The organism is Thalassococcus sp. S3 (assembly GCF_004216475.1).
Taxonomy (GTDB): domain Bacteria; phylum Pseudomonadota; class Alphaproteobacteria; order Rhodobacterales; family Rhodobacteraceae.
On the sequence record NZ_CP022303.1, the window covers coordinates 2,665,927 to 2,685,442 of the forward strand.

16 protein-coding genes are annotated in these 19,516 nt (G+C 63.3%); 9 read left to right on the top strand and 7 right to left on the bottom strand.

The window, feature by feature from the left end; genetic code table 11:
* Positions 1-12 precede the first annotated feature (12 nt).
* The 6 genes from CFI11_RS13255 (at position 13) to lexA (ending at position 4,847) form a co-directional block, all read left to right on the top strand.
* A complete protein-coding gene (locus CFI11_RS13255; RefSeq protein WP_130406697.1) occupies positions 13-594 on the top strand; it encodes an aminodeoxychorismate/anthranilate synthase component II in 582 nt (193 codons plus the stop codon).
* Entirely contained in the window at positions 591-1,610 is a 1,020-nt protein-coding gene (gene trpD / locus CFI11_RS13260; protein WP_130406699.1) for an anthranilate phosphoribosyltransferase, read from the top strand. Before CFI11_RS13255 ends, trpD begins: the two co-directional genes overlap by 4 nt.
* Entirely contained in the window at positions 1,607-2,419 is an 813-nt protein-coding gene (gene trpC, locus CFI11_RS13265; protein WP_130406701.1) for an indole-3-glycerol phosphate synthase TrpC, read from the top strand. Before trpD ends, trpC begins: the two co-directional genes overlap by 4 nt.
* On the top strand, positions 2,419-2,892 hold the full coding sequence (moaC, locus tag CFI11_RS13270; RefSeq protein WP_130406703.1) for a cyclic pyranopterin monophosphate synthase MoaC: 474 nt from the start codon (positions 2,419-2,421) through the stop codon (positions 2,890-2,892). The genes trpC and moaC overlap by 1 nt, the downstream gene beginning before the upstream one ends.
* Positions 2,889-4,061 (top strand): gephyrin-like molybdotransferase Glp, encoded by a 1,173-nt coding sequence (gene glp / locus CFI11_RS13275; protein ID WP_130406705.1) that lies wholly within the window; start codon positions 2,889-2,891, stop codon positions 4,059-4,061. Before moaC ends, glp begins: the two co-directional genes overlap by 4 nt.
* A 93-nt stretch (positions 4,062-4,154) precedes the next feature.
* Positions 4,155-4,847, top strand: coding sequence for a transcriptional repressor LexA (gene lexA / locus CFI11_RS13280; RefSeq protein WP_130406707.1), 693 nt, complete (start codon positions 4,155-4,157; stop codon positions 4,845-4,847).
* A gap of 76 nt (positions 4,848-4,923) precedes the next feature.
* On the opposite strand, the gene CFI11_RS13285 is transcribed toward lexA, so the two are convergent.
* A complete protein-coding gene (locus CFI11_RS13285; protein WP_130406709.1) occupies positions 4,924-6,936 on the bottom strand; it encodes a ComEC/Rec2 family competence protein in 2,013 nt (670 codons plus the stop codon).
* 78 nt (positions 6,937-7,014) lie between these two features.
* Here CFI11_RS13285 and gltX point away from each other — a divergent pair, with 78 nt between their 5' ends.
* The 3 genes from gltX to CFI11_RS13300 all read left to right on the top strand — a co-directional run bounded on the left by gltX (position 7,015) and on the right by CFI11_RS13300 (position 12,318).
* Complete coding sequence (gene gltX, locus CFI11_RS13290; RefSeq protein WP_130406711.1) at positions 7,015-8,415, top strand: glutamate--tRNA ligase; 1,401 nt, start codon at positions 7,015-7,017, stop codon at positions 8,413-8,415.
* A 117-nt stretch (positions 8,416-8,532) separates the two neighbouring features.
* Entirely contained in the window at positions 8,533-9,828 is a 1,296-nt protein-coding gene (gene gltA / locus CFI11_RS13295) for a citrate synthase (protein WP_130406713.1), read from the top strand.
* A gap of 366 nt (positions 9,829-10,194) precedes the next feature.
* Positions 10,195-12,318 carry a hypothetical protein gene (locus CFI11_RS13300; RefSeq protein ID WP_130406715.1) on the top strand — a complete coding sequence of 708 codons (2,124 nt, stop codon included), beginning with the start codon at positions 10,195-10,197 and terminating at the stop codon, positions 12,316-12,318.
* 1,041 nt (positions 12,319-13,359) lie between these two features.
* Here the strand turns inward: CFI11_RS13300 and CFI11_RS13305 are convergent.
* From CFI11_RS13305 to CFI11_RS13330, 6 genes are all read right to left on the bottom strand, one after another.
* On the bottom strand, positions 13,360-14,448 hold the full coding sequence (locus tag CFI11_RS13305) for a lipopolysaccharide assembly protein LapB (protein ID WP_217358694.1): 1,089 nt from the start codon (positions 14,446-14,448) through the stop codon (positions 13,360-13,362).
* Between the two features lie 91 nt (positions 14,449-14,539).
* Complete coding sequence (locus CFI11_RS13310) at positions 14,540-14,854, bottom strand: hypothetical protein (protein ID WP_130406719.1); 315 nt, start codon at positions 14,852-14,854, stop codon at positions 14,540-14,542.
* A gap of 3 nt (positions 14,855-14,857) precedes the next feature.
* A complete protein-coding gene (locus tag CFI11_RS13315) occupies positions 14,858-16,087 on the bottom strand; it encodes a hypothetical protein (protein ID WP_130406721.1) in 1,230 nt (409 codons plus the stop codon).
* Between the two features lie 100 nt (positions 16,088-16,187).
* Positions 16,188-16,964: an enoyl-CoA hydratase-related protein gene (locus CFI11_RS13320; protein WP_130406723.1), complete on the bottom strand. Its 777-nt coding sequence runs from the start codon at positions 16,962-16,964 to the stop codon at positions 16,188-16,190.
* Positions 16,965-17,035: 71 nt separating this feature from the next.
* A complete protein-coding gene (locus CFI11_RS13325; protein ID WP_130406725.1) occupies positions 17,036-17,527 on the bottom strand; it encodes a cytochrome c-type biogenesis protein in 492 nt (163 codons plus the stop codon).
* Positions 17,524-19,491, bottom strand: coding sequence for a heme lyase CcmF/NrfE family subunit (locus CFI11_RS13330; protein ID WP_130406727.1), 1,968 nt, complete (start codon positions 19,489-19,491; stop codon positions 17,524-17,526). Before CFI11_RS13330 ends, CFI11_RS13325 begins: the two co-directional genes overlap by 4 nt.
* Positions 19,492-19,516 lie beyond the last annotated feature (25 nt).

Sequence of the window (19,516 nt, forward strand, 5' to 3'; positions counted from 1 at the left end):
GATGTCGCCAAGATGCTGCTGCTGATCGACAATTATGACAGCTTTACCTACAACCTCGTCCACTATCTGGGCGAGTTGGGGACCGAAACCAAGGTGATCCGCAACGACGCCATCGACGTCCAGCAGGCCATGGCGCTCAAACCCTCCGGCATCCTTCTTTCCCCCGGCCCCGCCACGCCCGATGAGGCCGGGATCTGTCTGGCCCTGACCCAGGCCGCCGCCGAGACGCGTATGCCCCTGATGGGCGTTTGCCTGGGGCATCAGACCATCGGCCAGGCCTTCGGTGGCACCGTCACGCGGTGTCATGACATCGTGCATGGCAAGAAAGGCGTGATGCATCACAAGGGCACCGGCGTCTTTTCCGGCCTGCCGTCCCCGTTCGCCGCGACTCGCTATCATTCCCTGATCGTCCAGCGTGAGGGATTGCCCTCCGATCTCCAGATCACGGCCGAACTTGAAGATGGCGTGATCATGGGCCTGCAGCACCGCGACTTGCCCATCCACGGCGTGCAGTTCCACCCTGAATCCATCGCGTCCGAACATGGCCATGCGCTGTTGAAAAACTTCCTGTCCGAGCTGAAAGTCCCCGCATGAGCGACGCTCTGAAGCCGCTGATCGGTGCCGCCGCCGAACGCCCCCTCACCCGGTCCGAGGCTGAAACCGCGTTTGCCGCGCTTTTCGAGGGGGAGGCAACGCCCAGCCAGATGGGCGGTCTCCTCATGGCGCTGCGCACCCGGGGCGAGACGGTGGACGAATTCGCCGCCGCCGCCGCGGTCATGCGCGCCAAATGCAACGCCGTTCAGGCGCCTGACGGGGCGATGGACATCGTGGGCACGGGTGGCGACGGCAAGGGCACGCTGAACATCTCGACCGCCACCGCGTTCGTCGTGGCCGGCGCGGGCGTGCCCGTGGCCAAGCACGGCAACCGCAATCTCAGCTCGAAGTCCGGCGCCGCTGATGCCCTGACACAGATGGGCATCAACGTAATGATCGGCCCCGAAGTTGTTGAAAAGTCTCTCAAAGAGACGGGCATCGGCTTTATGATGGCGCCCATGCACCATCCCGCCATCGCCCATGTCATGCCCACGCGCGCCGAACTGGGCACGCGCACGATCTTCAACATCCTCGGCCCCCTCACCAACCCCGCCGGCGTCAAACGCCAGCTGACCGGGACCTTCTCCCGTGATCTGATCCGTCCCATGGCCGAAACGCTTCACGCCCTCGGCTCCGACCGGGCCTGGCTGGTCCATGGCAGCGATGGCACGGACGAGCTGACCATTACTGGCATCAGTTGGGTCGCCGCGTTGGAAGACGATCAGATCAAAGACGTGGAACTTCACCCCGAAGATGCGGGTTTGCCCGTGCACCCGTTCGATGACATCGTCGGCGGGACGCCAGAAGAGAATGCGCAGGCGTTCCGCGCATTGCTGGATGGCACGCCGTCGGCCTATCGCGACGCCGTGCTTCTGAATGCGGCGGCAGCCCTCGTAGTGGCCGATGCCGCGCCCGACCTTCGCGACGGGGTGGCCCTGGCTGCCCAAAGCATCGACAGCGGCGCCGCCCGCGACAAGATCACCGCCCTCGCCCGCATCACGCAGGACCCGACATGACCGACACCATCCTCGACAAGATCAAGGCCTACAAACTCGAAGAGATCGCAGCCGCAAAGGCCGAGCGCCCTCTGGAAACCGTCGAAGAGGACGCCCGCGCTGCGCCCACCGTGCGCGGGTTCTCGGACGCGCTGCACAAATCCAGCCGCACCGGATACGGCCTGATCGCCGAGATAAAGAAAGCCAGCCCCTCCAAAGGGCTGATCCGCGAAGACTTTGACCCCGCCGCTCTGGCACAGGCCTACGAGACCGGCGGCGCCACCTGCCTTTCGGTGCTCACCGACGGGCCCAGCTTTCAGGGCGCGCCTGAGTTTCTGACCCAGGCGCGGGAGGCCTGCGCCCTGCCCGTCCTGCGCAAGGATTTCATGTACGACCCCTATCAGGTCGCCGAGGCCCGCGTCCTCGGCGCCGATTGCATCCTGATCATCATGGCCTCCGTCTCCGACGCTGAGGCCATCGCGCTTGAGGAAGCCGCGACCCGGTGGGAGATGGATGTGCTGATCGAGGTTCACAATGCAGAAGAACTGACCCGCGCCACGGCTTTGAAAAGCCCGTTGATCGGCATCAACAATCGTGACCTTCGGACCTTCGAGACCTCTCTCGACGTGACCCGTGGTCTGGTCAAACATGTGCCCGAAGACCGCATCATCATCTCTGAAAGCGGCCTGTCGACGCCCGAGGACCTCTCTGACATGGCGATGTATGGCGCGCGCTGCTTCCTGATCGGCGAAAGCCTGATGCGGCAGGAGGATGTGACCGCCGCCACCCGGACGCTTCTGGCCAATCCGCTCACCTCGGGCATGATGTAATGGCACTGACCCATTTCGACGCCAAGGGCGATGCCCACATGGTCGATGTCTCAGACAAGGCCGTGACCGACCGCATCGCCACCGCTGCCGGCTGGGTGAAGATGGCGCCGGAAACCTTTGATCTTATTAGTGAAGGCCGCGCCAAGAAAGGCGATGTCCTGGGTGTCGCGCGCCTCGCTGGGATCATGGGGGCCAAGAAGACGCCCGATCTCATTCCGCTTTGCCATCCGCTGCCCGTGACCAAGGTTTCGGTCGAACTGACGCTGGACCCCGACCTGCCCGGCGTCCGCATCGAAGGTACCGTGAAAACCACCGGCCAGACCGGCGTTGAGATGGAGGCGCTCACCGCTGTCTCCACCGCAGCGCTCACCGTCTATGACATGGTCAAGGCCGTGGACAAGGCGATGGAGATCGGCGGCGTTCACGTCACCCTGAAAGACGGCGGAAAATCAGGACGTTACGAGGCGAAATGATCACCGTTGACGAGGCCCTCGCCCACCTCTTCGCGCTCGCCGGTCCGCTGGAGACAGAAACCGTTCCCCTGACCGACGCCGCAGGCCGGGTGCTGTCCGAGACGGTCCATGCCACCCGCGACCAGCCGCCCTTCGCCGCCTCTTCGATGGATGGCTACGCGCTTAAGGGTGTCGAAGCGGACCTGCACGCGCAATTCATGGTGATCGGAGAGGCTGCCGCCGGGCATGGTTTCGCGGGCCAAGTCGGGCCAGGCCAGGCCGTTCGCATCTTCACGGGCGCACCGATCCCCGATGGTGCCGACAAGGTCGTCATTCAGGAAGACGTCACCCGCGCGGGCGATCTGGTCACGATCAGCGACGATCCAGGCCCCAAGACCAACATCCGCCCTGCCGGAGGGGACTTCTCCAAAGGAACGGCTCTTGAAGCGCCGCGCAGGCTGAGCCCGCAGGACGTGGCCCTGCTCGCCTCCATGAACATCCCCAACGTGCCGGTGACCCGCAAGCCCGTGGTGGCGCTGATCTCCACCGGGGACGAGTTGGTGCTACCCGGTGAGACGCCAGGCCCCGACCAGATCATCGCCTCGAACACGTTCGGGCTCAAGGCGATGCTGGAGGGGATGGGCTGCACGGCGCGCATCCTGCCCATCGCCCGCGACACCGAAGCCTCCCTGCGCATGGCCTTCGATCTGGCCGCAGGCGCCGATCTGATCGTCACCATCGGCGGCGCCTCGGTCGGCGATCACGATCTGGTCGGCGACGTGGCCCATGCGATGGGGATGGAGCGGAGTTTCTACAAGATCGCCATGCGCCCCGGCAAACCGCTGATGGCAGGGCGTATGGGCGAGGCCGCGATGGTGGGCCTGCCCGGCAATCCGGTCTCTGCCATGGTCTGCGGTCATGTCTTCGTGGCGCCTCTGTTGCGCAAGATGCAAGGTTTGGGGGAAACCCCGCTCCGCGCGCTTCAGGCCAAGTTGTCGGAGCCTCTCGGTGCGAACGGCCCGCGCCAACATTATATGCGGGCCGTGATCGATAGTGGCACCGTGCGCGCGTTCGACAATCAGGACAGCTCGCTTCTGACTGTCTTGTCGGCCGCCAACGCCCTTCTGGTCCGCGCGCCGCATGATCCGGCGCGCAAAGCCGAAGAAATGGTGGACTATATCCCCCTCTGACATCGCCCCGCTGACCCGGCAGTTGACACAAAACGTGAACATGCGTAGAACAAACGTAAACGCGTGCAAACCGCCATCAGGGGGCATCGAGCAATGCTGACCAAGAAACAACTGGATTTGCTGGACTTCATCCACAAGCGCCTGCAGCGCGACGGGGTGCCGCCCAGCTTTGACGAGATGAAGACGGCGCTGGACCTGCGGTCGAAAAGCGGCATTCACCGGCTGATCACGGCCCTGGAGGAACGCGGCTTTATCCGGCGCCTGGCGCACCGCGCCCGCGCCATAGAGATCGTGCGCCTGCCCGAAAGCCTGGGCGGCGAGCCCGGCACGGGCTTTACGCCCAAAGTGATCGACGGCGACAAACCCGCGGTCCCGGCCAATGCGCAGCCAGTGACGATCCACGCCGTGGAATTGCCGGTCATGGGCCGCATCGCGGCGGGTGTTCCGATCGAGGCGATCAGCCAGGTGTCACACCAGGTTGCGGTGCCGGGACAGATGCTGTCGGGCTCCGGCGATCACTATGCGCTTGAAGTCAAAGGCGATTCGATGATCGACGCCGGGATCAACAACGGCGATGTCGTGGTGATCCGGGAGACATCCTCGGCGGATAACGGGGATATCGTGGTGGCCTTGGTCGAGGATCAGGAAGCGACGCTCAAGCGGTTCTTCCGCAAGGGCAATGCGATCGCGCTGGAAGCGGCGAACCCGGCCTACGAGACACGGGTCTTTCCAGAGGACAAGGTCAAGGTGCAGGGGCGCCTCGTTGGGTTGATCCGCACGTATTGAGACCGGGCTGGGGGCCAGCCCCCGTCCGCCCATGGCGGACTCCCCCGGGATATTTCTGACCCAAAGAAGCGAGGGATCAACGCGTCCAGAGGCGCGTGCCTGACCTGTCGCGCGCGGTGATGAGCGTGCCGTTCTGAATGGCAAGACTGCCGGTGCGGCGCAGGCGCTTGGGATCGTATATCTCGCAAGGGCCCGAAAGCGTGAGCGGCACAGAACTGACGATGATCTGGCCGCTGGCACAGGTCGACAGGCTTTGCGCCGCACGCTTTCCGATCACATGCAGGATATCGAGACCGTCCAGGCGCGCCAGGCGAAGTTTGTCCGGACTGTCCGGCCACCGCGCCGCCGCCCCTTGCTGATCCGCCGGATCACCGTCGTTTTCCAGCCAGTTCGACGCCACGAACCCCGCGCCCCTTGGTTTGCTGAGCGCCCGGCCTTCGGCGGTCATCATCCCGATCAGACCGCCGGTGTCGGCCACCAGCAGCGCCGGCCGCTCGGCCTGCCCCCAGAGCAAGAGCGCCGCCACGACCGGAAGGACACCCGCGAACCGCGCACGGCCCTGCCACAGGATCAGCCACAGCGCCCCCAGCGCCAGGACGGGCAGCACCCATGGTGCGGGGCTGGCGACGAAGCCCTGCGCGCCCTCCAATCCCGCCGTCCAATGCGCCACGCCCAAGATCCAACGCAGACCCAGCCCCATAATCCAGAACCCGATCACCTCCAACCCGAAAGGTGCCAGGCACGCGGCCAGCACAGCGGCAGGGATCACGAAGGTGCCCATCACGGGGACCGAGACAAGGTTGGCCAAAAGCCCGTATTGCGAGAGCGTGTTGAAATGCGCGGCCCCCACCGGCGCCGTCGCGGCGCCCGCCACGGCGGAGGAGATCACCACGCCCAGCACAGGAGTTAACCATCTTGGCGCCCGGGGCAACTCCGCATCGCGGATCCAGCCGAAGACCGCGACCAAAGCGGTCGTCGCGGCAAAGGACATCTGGAAGCCCGGACCCAGCAGCGCCTCCGGTCTCAACGTGAGAACGATCAAGGCTGCAACCGCGACCGCGCGCAGACTGATCGCCCGGCGGTCCACCAGCAGCGCGCCCAAGGCCACCGCCACCATGATAAAGGCCCGTTCGGTCGCGACATTACCACCCGAGAGCGCCAGATAGGCCGCCGCCGCCGCCAGCGCCCCGCCGGCGGCCAACTTGCGCACCGGCGCGCGCAGGGCGAAGGCCGGGACCAGCGCCATGCCGATGCGCAGCACCGCAAAGACGAACCCTGCAAGCAGCCCCATATGCAGGCCCGAAATCGCCAGAAGATGCGCCAGATTGCTGGCCCTCAGCGCATCGAGCGCCGCCTGACCCACACCGCTGCGATCCCCCGTCGTCACCGCCGCCGCAAAGCCGCCCACATCGCCCGGCAGCGCCGCCTGCACCCGGGCCGAGGCCGCCATGCGCAGCTTGAGCACCCACAGCCCGCCCTCTGCCGGAGCCGCGCGCAGGACGGGCACACGAGTATAACCGACAGCGCCAAGCCCCTGAAACCACGCATTGCGGCGGAAATCGAAGCCTCCGGGCTCCACCGGTCCCTGCGGCGGCGACAGATGGCCCGTTGTCATCACCCGCACGCCCGGTGAGAAGCGATCGAACACTTGCTCCCCATGCAGCGAAATCCGCACCCGCTCCGGCACTTTCGCGGGCCGCACATCGTCCAGCCGCACCCGGTCAAGGGTCAGCCGCAGCGCGTCCGAAGCCGAGCGGTCGATCTTGACGATCCGCCCCTCGATAGGCCCGTAATAACGCCAGTCGAGCACCGGACCCGCCACCAGATGCGCCCGGCCCCCAGCCAGCGCAAAACCCATCGCCGCCAGAGCAAGCGCCCAGACAAACGGTGCAAACCCGCTCCGCCAACGGGCCGCAATCGCTCCGGCGATCAGTCCACCGCCGCCGGCTGCGCCGATCTGCCAGATCTCCGGCTCGACCAGCAGCGCAAAGTAAAGCGCGATACCGCCCGCCATGAAGACCGGCGCCCAGGGAAACAGATGCCCCCTTTGGGCCAGCAAAACCTGCTCCATCCGGGCGAGACGGCCCATGCTTGCCCCTTCCTGCGCGGATCGCTAGACAGGCCCGACGTTATCTCCCTCATGGTTACCAAAAGGTAAAAGTCCGCCATGGCCGCACCTGTCGTCACCCGTTTCGCACCCTCTCCCACCGGCTTTCTGCATATCGGCGGTGCCCGTACCGCGCTCTTCAACTGGCTCTACGCGCGCGGGCGCGGTGGCACCTTCCTTTTGCGGATCGAAGACACCGATCGCGCGCGCTCGACCCCTGAGGCGACCGCAGCCATCCTGCAGGGCATGGCCTGGCTGGGCCTCGATCATGACGGAGAGGTCATTAGCCAGTTCGCCCGCGCCGACCGCCATGCCCAGGTCGCCCATGAGCTTCTTGCATCAGGAAAGGCCTATAAGTGCTTCTCTACGCAGGAAGAAATCACCGAATTCCGTGAGGCCGCCCGGGCCGAAGGCCGCTCCACCCTCTTCCGCTCTCCCTGGCGCGATGCCGACCCGGAGACTCACCCGGACGCGCCTTACGTGATCCGCATCAAGGCCCCGCAGGAGGGCGCGACGGTGATCCGCGACCAGGTCCAGGGCGATGTGACCATCCGCAACGACCAGCTGGATGACATGGTGCTCCTGCGGTCCGACGGCACACCGGTCTACATGCTTGCCGTGGTTGTCGACGACCACGATATGGGGGTGACCCATGTGATCCGGGGCGACGACCACCTCAACAACGCGGCCCGGCAGATGATGATCTATCAAGCCATGGGCTGGGATGTGCCGGTCTGGGCGCATATCCCCCTGATCCACGGGCCCGATGGCAAGAAGCTTTCGAAACGGCATGGGGCGCTCGGCGCGCAGGAATACCAGGCCATGGGCTACCCGGCGGCGGGCATGCGCAACTACCTCGCGCGGCTGGGGTGGAGCCACGGGGATGACGAGTTCTTCACCGACGCCCAGGCCCGCGACTGGTTCGATCTGGACGGGATCGGCAAAAGCCCCGCGCGGTTCGATCTAAAAAAGCTCGAAAATCTCTGCGGGCAGCATATCGCCGTGACCGAGGATGCTGCATTGCGGCAAGAAACCGAAGCCTATCTCGCCGCATCCGGGCAAACGGCTCTGACCGAGGCACAGTCCGCGCAGCTGGAGGCTGCGATGTATTGCCTCAAGGAAAGGGCGCGCACCTTCCCGGAACTCCTTGAAAAAGCACATTTTGCCCTCACATCTCGGCCTATCGAACCCGATGAGAAGGCCGCCAAGGCCCTGGATACGGTATCCCGTGGTATACTGTCCGAATTGACGCCGCACTTGCAAAATGCTAGCTGGACCCGCGAAAACCTGGAGGAGGCCTTGAGCGCATTCGCCGAGGCGAAAGGTACCAAGTTCGGCAAACTGGCCGGGCCTTTGAGGGCCGCGCTTGCCGGACGCGCCGTGACCCCTTCGGTCTTCGACATGATGCTGGTACTGGGACGCGAAGAATCCCTGGCCCGACTAAGTGAGGCGGCAGGCTGACGGGGTTCACTTCCCTGTAACCCTAGACCGCTACGACCGCCCTGCGCCCCGGCGCAGGCAAGGCCCACGCGCCGCGGACTGCCCGCACGCGCCCGTGAAAGGAAGAGGGACACCAAGATGACCGAAACGACAAAAACCGCCACGCTGAGTTTCGACGGGCAAAGCTTTGAGCTTCCGATGCACTCCCCCACCGCCGGCCCCGATGTCATCGACATCCGCAAGCTCTACGGCCAGGCCGGTGTGTTCACCTATGATCCGGGCTATACGTCCACGGCCTCCTGCGACAGCACCATCACCTTCATTGACGGCGACAAGGGGGAGCTTTTGCACCGCGGCTATCCCATCGACCAGCTGGCCGGCAAATCCCACTATCTCGAAGTGTGTTATCTGCTGCTCTACGGCAATCTGCCCTCCGCCGCCGAGCTGGAGGATTTCGAGCACCGCGTGACCCATCACACGATGCTGCACGAGCAGATGCAGAACTTCTTCCGCGGGTTCCGCCGGGATGCGCATCCGATGGCGATCATGGTGGGTGTAGTGGGTGCGATGTCGGCCTTCTACCCCGACAGCACCGACATCCATGATCCCTGGGCGCGGGAAGTGGCCTCGATCCGCCTGATCGCGAAGATGCCGACGATTGCCGCCTGGGCCTACAAATATTCCATCGGCCAGCCCTTCGTGTACCCCCGCAACGACCTTGACTATGCGTCGAACTTCCTGCGCATGTGCTTTGCCGTCCCGGCCGAGGATTACGAGGTCAACCCGATCCTCAGCCGTGCAATGGACCGCATCTTCACCCTGCATGCCGATCACGAACAGAACGCCTCGACCTCGACCGTGCGTCTGGCCTCGTCGTCGGGTGCCAACCCCTTTGCCTGCATCGCCGCCGGCATTGCCTGCCTCTGGGGTCCCGCCCATGGCGGCGCCAACCAGGCCTGCCTTGAGATGCTGGAAGAGATCGGAACCGTCGACCGGATCCCCGAATTCATCGACCGCGCCAAGGACAAGGACGATCCGTTCCGCCTGATGGGCTTTGGCCACCGCGTCTACAAAAACTTCGACCCCCGCGCGACGGTGATGAAGCAATCTGCGGATGAGGTGCTCGACCTTCTGGGCATCGACAACAACCCCAAACTGCAGGTCGCCAAGGTGCTGGAGAAGCAGGCTTTGGAAGATCCCTATTTCGCCGAGAAGAAGCTCTTCCCCAACGTGGATTTCTACTCCGGCATCATCCTCGAGGCGATGGGCTTCCCGACCTCCATGTTCACGCCCATCTTCGCCCTGTCGCGCACCGTGGGCTGGATCAGCCAGTGGAAGGAAATGATCGCCGATCCGCAAAACAAGATCGGCCGCCCCCGCCAGCTTTACCTGGGGGATACGGCGCGCGACTACGTCGATATCGAAAACCGCTAAGGCGAATTTGTGCAAGGGCCCGGATCATCCGGGCCTTTTTCGTTCAAAGGCCCCGGTTTGGAGCCCTTCGTCATGATGCCGTCGGTTCGCTAGTCAAACCAGCTTCCTCCAAATTAGGCTCCTGGATCCGTAACCCCTCTTAGATCCCGACACCGAATCACGCACGCCCGGGGCTGCAATCCGACCCGGATCGACAGGAAACAATTCCCCGCACACGCAAAAATTGAAAAGAACCCGTTGACAACGCCCCTCCTGCCGCCACGGCATCTTCCTTCAAATTAAGGATTTCCGCGAAAAGCGCTTGCCAGAGCGGTCCTGACCCGTGCAACTCATCCGCTAGTGTTTTTTGTTAACGAGGATCGCGGTATGACGTCTGCACCGAACCAGACGACGCTTACGCTTGGCTGTAAGCCTGTTGTCACCCTGACCATCAAGGAAGCCCCCGGCAAACTGGAATTCGAACTCACCAGTCCCGATGGCCTGGCCGATCTCGACGGCATGTTCTTCAGCTTCGCCGACGACGCGCCATTTCAGGAATTGTTCATATTTCCGTTCCTGAACGACACCGAAATCACCGGGCTTGAGATTGCCGACGACGGCGTGAACACCCTTTCGAACGGCGCTCAGGTCAATGGGCAGTTCGATGTCGGCCTGCAATTCGGCCTGGTGGATGATGAGACCGGTGGCAATGTCACCACGACCAGCTTCTCGCTCTTCGCCGATGCGGGCTTTGAGCTGAAGATCGACGACCTGAACCTCGACACGATCTCGGTCGTGGTCAATTCCGACACCGACGAAGGGTATGTCCTGACCCCGCAAGACGGTGGCAGCGCCACGCCCGTTCTGGTGGAAAAAACCGTGATCGACGAGGATTTCGACGGCCTTTCCGACCCAGCCGACAGCGCCGCCATCCTCTCCGACGACCAGTGGGAGGTGCGGAACGGCGCGCTTTTCACCAATGGCTCCAACGATGGCACATTGACCTTTGACACCGTCGACACCGACGGCCCCGTCTCGCTCAGCTTCGATGCGAGCGTTGCTGATCCCAGCCGGTTCGAGGCCACGGGCCGCTACGCCGACAGCCTGCGGGTCGAGGCCCGCCTCGACAACGGTGACTGGCAGCTTATCGACAATTTCGTGGTCAACGACGATGGCACCGCCCTCGTCGGATCCGAATCTGGTCAGGAAATCACCACCAGCTCCAGCACACTCGACTATTCCGGCGGCCTCCTCGATGGCGCCACCGAGAGCGCGCAGATCCGCTTCGTCTCCGACATCTCCGCCGACAGCGAACAGATCAGCATCGACAATGTCGAACTGACCGCCACCGAAGAGGTGGACGGCGCGGCACCCGTCGTCAGCCAGGTCACCGCGACCGAGGATTTCGACGACATCCACGACGCCGATGACAGCGCCCTGATCGACAGCGACGCCCATTGGGAGATCCGCAACGACGCGCTTTTCACCAACGGTCACGACGATGGCACGCTGACCTTTGCCGAACAGGCGACCGACGGGCCAGCCAGCTTCTCCATCGACGCGCAGGCCAACAATATCGACCGGTTCGAGGCCGATGGCCGCTATGCCGACAGCCTGCGGATCGAAGCGCAGATCGACGGCGGCCACTGGCAGCTTCTGGACGAATTCGTGGTCAACGACGACGGCACCGCGCTGGTCGGCTCTGAAACCGGGCAGGAAATTGGCTCGGACCCGTCGAACCTCAGCTATTCCGGCGGCGCGCTGAACGGGGCGACCGAAAGCGTGCAGTTCCGCATGGTCTCCGACATCTCCGCGGGCGACGAACAGATCACCTTCGACAATGCCGAGATCACCACGACCGACATCAGCGAACCTGCCCCCGATGGCGCGGTCAAGATCGACTTCAACGATCTGGCCGCAGGCGACGTGGTTTCCGATCAGTATGATGGCGTCACCATCTCTGCCCAGCGGGCCGAAGATGGCGAAGGCACCGAAAACGATGCGATGATCTTCGACACCGACAACCCCACCGGCGGCGACAGCGATCTGGCCTATGACGACTACGGCAACGCGCTGATTATCTCCGAAGACAACGACAGCGATGACCCCGATGACGAGGCCCATGGCGGCACGTTCTCGTTCAACTTCGACAACCCCGCCAACGTGCTCAGCCTCAACGTGCTGGATACCGAAGAAGCGGGCGGCATGATCGACCTTTACGATGCCGAAGGCGAGTTGCTGAACTCCATCGAGATCCCGTCGACCGGCGATAACGGAGAGGTCCTGCTCGACATCGCCACCGACGGCGTGTCGGTAATGGATGTCACGCTCGTTGGCTCCGGCGCGATCGACGATCTCTGCTATGTGCCGGCCAAGGACAAGGACGTTTGCGACGCGCAATACGCGGTGGGCTATATCGAAGGCATCCCGATGGTCGACATGGCCGAGGATGACGACACCCTGCCCGCCGACGATGACGACGACGTTCTGACGGATCCATTGGCCGCCTGATCAAGAACGACCCCGGACGCGGCCTCCCCTCGCAAGGCTGCGTCCGGTTCAAGGCTCCCGGCTTCGCCTCCGGGAGCCTTACCCGCCATAAAAAGCGCCGACGCTGTCCGGCAGAGGCGAAGGGCACGGGATAGCAATTTACCCAGCAAGTCCACATTCCGGCTGAAGCCGTGCGGAAGGGTTGCCAAAGGCAAGGTGATTTTGTCCCAGAGGTCAGCGCTAGTTTGAAGCGCGACGCCAGCGGCCCGTGCTGCCGTCCTGGCATTGGATAGAGCGATCACTCTTAAATTCGCACGTTGTCGACCTGGTGCGAGCGACCAGCGATTGAGCTGAGTGAGACACTACGGCAAGGGGGCCAAAGCTGTCCTCAGACGCACGAAAGGTGAAGAAGAATTTTCCCGTGCCTCGGCTTCCTGAAACGGTTGCGTTCGGGCCAGAGATAAAGTCCGCGTGCACGACATCCTGATCCGAAAACAGCTTCGATTGGGCCTGTGCACCGGATGTGGTGAGCAGAAATGCGACGCAAAGCGCAGGCAGATAGTCTTTCATTGGCATCTTCCAAGGACTAGAAACCGAACCCGCATCATGGTCCCAAATGAGGCAGGTTGCACCATCTGGCGATGCTACTACCGCAAAAAAGACGTATTCAATGACACGCCTTTTTCCGGTTCTTCCACGATATCTGCTGCCACACATCCACGAATAGCGGCCGAAGCTCGCCCCTACTTAGATGATGTGGCTTTACCCCGTCGGGCGGTTTTACACTGCGCACCCAATGGTACGGGGCAAGCTGACCAGCGTCGCCGGGATCGTCGCCATCAAAGATGATGAGGATCTGCCTGACATCGCGTTCCGTGAGCATGGCGAGCTGCGGCTCAAAGAGCGAACGACCGAAGGGGCAAGGCGAGGAATATGCGCCACCGAGAGGTCGCACTCGAAGATCGCCATCACTTGCTCATTGACTGGTTAGCGGTGCCAGTTGAACCTCTCAATCTCTTTGCGGACGCTCTTTCCGCATCTCGGACTTGGGCTCGGGGCGCCTTACTCGCCATAAAGCGCGCGGACGCTGTCCGGCAGCACGTCCTCGATCCGCAGGCGTCCATCCAGATGGCCCAAAGCCTCTTTCAGATGGGCGTAGGACAGCTTGCTTTGCGGGGACAAACGCAGCGCGTGGGCGAACGCCTTCACCGCCTCCTGCGGGCGATCATTGCGCAGCAGGGCCAGCCCGTAGGCATCCAGATGCACGTGATTGTCGGGCGCGATGCCGATCAGCCGCTCGCATGCCGACACCGCGGCCTCTGACTGCCCCTGGCGCAGGTTGATCGAACACAAGGCATAAAGATACTGCGCCTGGGGCGCCAGGCTCGCCGCGGCCTCGATATCTCCAAGCGCGTCGTCGACACCCCCGTCCTCCAACCGCTCAAGACCGCGATTGAACAGGACCTGAGCGCGCATGTCGCTGGGCAGTGGCGCCGGGCTGTCGATCACGTTGCTGTAAGCGGCAATCGCCGCCGCCCTCTGGCCCGCCGCCGCGTGTGCATCGCCTTTCAGTATGCCCAGATAGGGGTCCGAAATGCTCCGGTTCGACCGTTTCGAAAGGGTCTCGATCCGTTTGAGGCTCCGGGTTGGCTGCCGTTTGGCCAGCGCCAGTCTGGCTTCGGCAAATTCCACATATTCCTCGATCTGCGTGCGGGCCTCCGGGTCCCGCTCCCGCCGCAACAGCTTGCGCACCCGCGCGCAATCGCGCTGCGCCTTGGCCACGTAACCCGCAGCCGTGTGGGCCTGACAGCTTCGCATCAAAAGCCAGACATCGTTGGGCAGAAACTGCAGCGCCGATTGCAGGCTCGACAGCGACCGTTCGATATCGCCCGCAACCGCGTAGGTGGTTGCCATCTGCCCCAACGCCGTGGCTGCCGCGTCGTTGGTCAGATCCTCCATCGCCAGCGCCCGCCTGAGATGGTCCAGCGCGTCCCTGGTTTCCCCCTCCATATTGGCCACCTTGGCCTTCTCGATCTCAAGACAGGCCTGAAGCGGGCGTGGCGCGCCCGGCGCATCGCAGACGCCGCCCGCTTGTCCGGTGCTGACCCCGATCCCGGCCAGCGCCAGCGCCAAGCCCAACCGGATCAGCATTTCAGAATGTTGGGCGGGCATGGCGGCGGCGGGGTTTCCGCCTGGACCACCGGCGCCAGCGCCAGCGCCATCGCAACGCACAGAAGCCGCATCATGCGGTGTCTCCCTTGCCCTTCTCGTCCGACAGCCAGTCCTTCAACAGCCCCGCGAAGGTGCCGAAATAGAAACCGATGATGATCCCGCCCCAGTTCACCAGCGCCTCCGGCGGGTTGCTCTGCAGAAAGACCGGCAGAAACGCCGTCACAAAGATGATCCCCAGCGCAATCAGCGACGACACGATCATCACCGTGACCACCACAAAGCGTTTCAGAAACCGGTCTCCGCCCGCCCTTGCCGGGCCCGCCGCGGGCATCGCCGCCGTCGTCACGACCCTGGGATTGTCCGGGTCACTTGCCGTCATCGTCATCTGTCAGTCCTCCGCTTGCATGCTGTAGCGCACGATCTCTTCCGCTCTCCACAGCACCTTTTTCAGCCTCCGGTCCCTCTCGACCCGGGCGCTTGCCCGGTCGCTCGATCCGGCCGCTTCGATGAACAGGCCCCAATATTCCACCAGCGCGTCATCCTTCGCGACGCGCCGATGAAACCGGTCATCCGTGGCATCTCCCGCCACGCCCAAGCCCGAGATCTCTTCCAGCTCCGTCGCGAAATCGAGGAAAAAGCCCCTGTAGACCGACTGGCGAAAGCTCTTCTGCAGATCGAAGAAATCCAGGAAGGCGTAGAAACAATCCTCCGCCTCCCCCGCATCGCATTCGAGGCGATAGAAGTTCTGGTAGGTATTGGCCAAATCCCTGGCCGGGATCTCGTCGGGATGATCGTGGGCCAGCCAGACCGCCCTGTTAAAGAAATACTGCGCGAGATCGAAATAGGTCAGGTTCGGCGGGATCGCCTGGTCCAGCTCGGGCGCGCGGGCGAACCAATAGGCCAGCCCCGCCAGCGTGCGGAACTGGGCCGCCACCGGGATCTGCCGGAACCGGGTCCGGTCCTCCAGCCCCATGACCATCCGTGCCGTCGTGGCATCGATATACCCGACGTCGCGCATCAGCTTGTCGATCAGCGCAACCATCTGCTGGAACACTTCCGGATCGGCCTCATCCGCCATCAGCCCCTCCTGCACTTCCAGCGCCGTGCGGATATCCGATGATGTGGGCGTATCGAGATCCAGAAACGCCAGCACCACCTCCAGCCTTTCGCCGGTATTGCGCTGGCGCCGCTCGATATAAAGCGGGCGCTTGAAGATCCCCGCATGCTGCTGCATGGGGATCCGCTCGTTCAGGTAATATCCGTTGTGGTTCAGCCTCAAAAGCAGATCGAAGGGCACCTGATACATGTTGCCGACCTGAACGCTGTATTCAAAGACCAGCGCCGTCGTCTCATCCGAACCTTCCTTGACCCTGACAGGCAGGCTCCAAAGCGCCTCGCCCTCATCCTCGTCCTCGGTGCTGCGATAATCATGGCCTTCCGCGACCATGATCTGCTTGAGCGTGTCCACCTCAAGCGGAGCTACCCCATCGGACAACACCGTTCCGTTAATCTCTTTGAAGTGCAAAGGACCATGCACTTGGGTGCCAAATCCATTGGCACTTGCGGTTCCCGCGAGGATCAAAAACGCGAAACCGCCAAGGAAAAAAGGCGCTTTCATCAGTCAATTCGGTCTCAAAATACGTCTAATAATATTTTGAACTTACCCGAAAAGATGATTCGGCGCAACGATCTTGCAACCTGCGGATGTATCGCGGGGCTTAGCGCCCCTCGTAATGCGCCGGGCGTTTTTCCATGAAGGCCAGCACACCTTCCTTGAAATCCCGTGTCTTGCCGCAGGCGCCCTGCAGTTTGGCCTCCGTGGCCAGCTGGTTTTCCAGCGTCTGGTCATAGCTGCCGCGAATGGCCTCCTTGACCGCGCGATAGGCCGCCGTGGGCCCTTTGGCAAGATGCGCCGCGCGGCTTTTCCAATGCGCCTCGAACACGTCATCCTCCACCGCTTCCCAGATCATGCCCCATTCGTCAGCCTGCCGCGCGCTGATCTTGTCCGCGAACAGCGCGGCCCCCATCGCCTTGGCCAGGCCCATCTGACGCGGCAGGAAATAGGTCCCGCCCGCATCCGGGATCAGACCGATCCGGGTAAAGGCCTGCAGGAAATAAGCGCCGTCCGCCGCGATCACCACATCGGCGGCCAGGGCCAGGTTCGCGCCCGCCCCTGCGGCCGGCCCGTTCACGGCGGCAATCGTGGGCACGGGGCAGTCATAGATCGCGCGTAGCATCGGAGCATATTCATCGCGCAGCGTACGCTCCAGGTCGAGATTGCCCGCATTGGCGCGGTCCCCCAGATCCTGACCGGTGCAAAAGGCCCGGCCCGCCCCCGTCAGCACGACAACGCGTGCCTCCTTGCCGCCTTCCCTGACCGCATAGCCGATTTCGGCCCGCATCTGGGCGGTCAGCGCGTTCATCTTTTCAGGCCGGTTCAGCGTGATCGTCGCGATGTCGTCGCTCAGATCGTAGGTGATCGTCTGATAATCCATGGCCAGGCTCCCGTCTCCGCTCTTGGCGTCACACTAGCGATCCAACGGAGGCATACCAGCCCTACGGCGCGTTATTCGTCGAGAATCTTGCTCAGCCGCGCGCGTTCCTCATCGCTCAGCGCGGCCTCCTGCGGCACCGGCGCGCTAGCGCGGTTGCGCAGGTATCCGTAACCGACCCCGCCTGCCAGAAGCAGCATCAGCGGTCCGGCCGCCCACAAAAGCCAGTTCGATCCGGTCAGGGTGGGCTGCAACAGGACATATTCCCCGTACCGGTCCACGACAAAATCGATCACCTCGGTGTCGCTGTCTCCGGCCACCAGCCTCTCCCGCACCAGGATCCTTAGATCCCGGGCCAGATCGGCATTGCTTTCGTCGATGCTCTCATTGCGGCAGACCAGGCACCGCAGCCCCTTTGACAGCTCCCTTGCCCTTTCTTCCAGGGCCGGATCTTCCAGGATCTCATCCGGTTGCACCGCCCAGGCCGCCGGAAGTGCCAGTAGGCACGCCAACACAAGCGATGCCGCCCGCAGGGCGAAAGAGCGGCCCCGCCCGGCCCGCCTCATTCCGCGGGCACTCCCGCCGTGGGCATCTTCCGCGCGCCCGCCGCAACCCGGAACCTCCGGTCTGTCAGGCTCAGCGTTCCGCCCAGCGACATCAGCAACAGACCCGCCCACATCCAGTTGGCAAAGGGCTTGATATAGGTCCGCACCGTCCAGCCGCCATTCTGCTGCTGATCCCCGATCACCACATAGACATCCTGCAGAAAGCGATAATCGATCCCCGCCTCGGTGGTTGGCATCTGCGCCACCGGGTAATCCCGCTTCTCCGGTCTCAACTGGGCAATCTCCTGCCCGTTCTTCTCCACCGTGACAAAGCCCATGGTCGTAAAGTAATTCGGCCCCCTCAGACGCTGCACGTCATCCAGCGTGATGGTGAATTGCCCCACCTCAAAGGGCTGGCCCAGCTGCGCCACGCGGATATCGTCGCTCTTCCAGGCCACCAGACCGCAAATGGCAAAGAACGTCACACCCACACCCGCATGCGCGATGGTCTTGCCCCAATCCGCTCTCGGCAACCGCATCAATCGGCCCCAGCGATCCTCCACCCGGCCCGTCCGGCCCCAAAGATCCACCAGCGCTCCGGCAACGATCCAGACCCCCATGAAGACACCCAGCGGCCCCAGCGCACTGCGCCCGGTCTGGATCGCCCAGACCAGCAGCGCCAAGGCCAGCGCCAGCACGAACCAGTATTTCAGCGGCTTGACCGCCCTTGCCAGCTGGCCTCTCTTCCAGGGCATCATCGCCCCGAACGGCAGGATCAGTCCCAGCACGATCATGAACGGCGTAAAGGCCATGTCGAAAAACGGCGGTCCCACGCTCAGCTTGCGGTCGAAAAACATCTCCGCCACCACCGGCCACATCGTGCCCACGAAGACCACGAAGCAGCTGACCGCCAGCAGGATGTTATTGGCCACCAGGGCACTTTCCCGGCTGACCACGCCAAACACGCCCTTGGCTTCCATCGCCTGTGCCCGGATCGCGTAAAGCGTCAGCGCCCCTCCGGTGAAGAGGACCATGATCATCAGGATAAAGACGCCCCGCTCCGGATCGTTGGCAAAGGCGTGCACGCTGGTCAGCAGGCCCGATCTCACGATGAACGTTCCGATCAGCGAAAAGCCGAAGGCCAGGATCGCCAGCAGGATGGTCCAGCTTTTCAGCGCCTCCCGCTTTTCCACCACGATGGCGCTATGCAAGAGGGCCGCCGCCAGCAGCCATGGCATGAAGCTCGCGTTTTCAACCGGATCCCAGAACCAGAACCCGCCCCAGCCCAGCTCGTAATAGGCCCACCAGCTGCCCAGCCCGATGCCGATGGTCAGAAACACCCAGGCCGCCAGCGTCCAGGGCCTGACCCAGCGCCCCCAGGCCGCGTCGACGCGCCCCTCGATCAGGGCCGCCACCGCAAAGGAAAACGCCATACTCAGGCCGACATATCCCAGATAAAGGAACGGCGGATGGAACGCCAAACCGGGATCCTGCAAAAGCGGGTTCAGATCCTGCCCGTCCATGGGCGGCAAGGCCAGCCTCAGGAACGGGTTCGACGTGAAGAGGATGAAGGCAAAGAACGCCACCGCGATCGCCGATTGCACCGCCAGCACGCGCGCCCTCAACGTGGGCGGCAGATTGCCCCCGAACCAGGCCGCCATCGCTCCGAACAGGGTCACGATCAGCACCCACAGCAGCATGGAGCCTTCGTGATTGCCCCACACGCCCGTGATTTTGTAGAGCATCGGCTTGGCCGAATGGCTGTTCAGCACCACCAGCCGCAAACTGAAATCCGAGGTTACAAAGGCCCAGGTCAGCGCGGCAAAGGCGATCCCCGTCAGCAGAAACTGCGCATTGGCGGCCGGCTCCGCCACCGCCATCCAGCCCGGCCATCGTTTGTGCGCGCCGATCAACGGCACGATCATCTGAACAATGGCGACCATAAAGGCCAGGATAAGGGCGAAGTGACCAAGCTCTGTAACCATGCCCAAACTATAGGCGCCCCCGGTG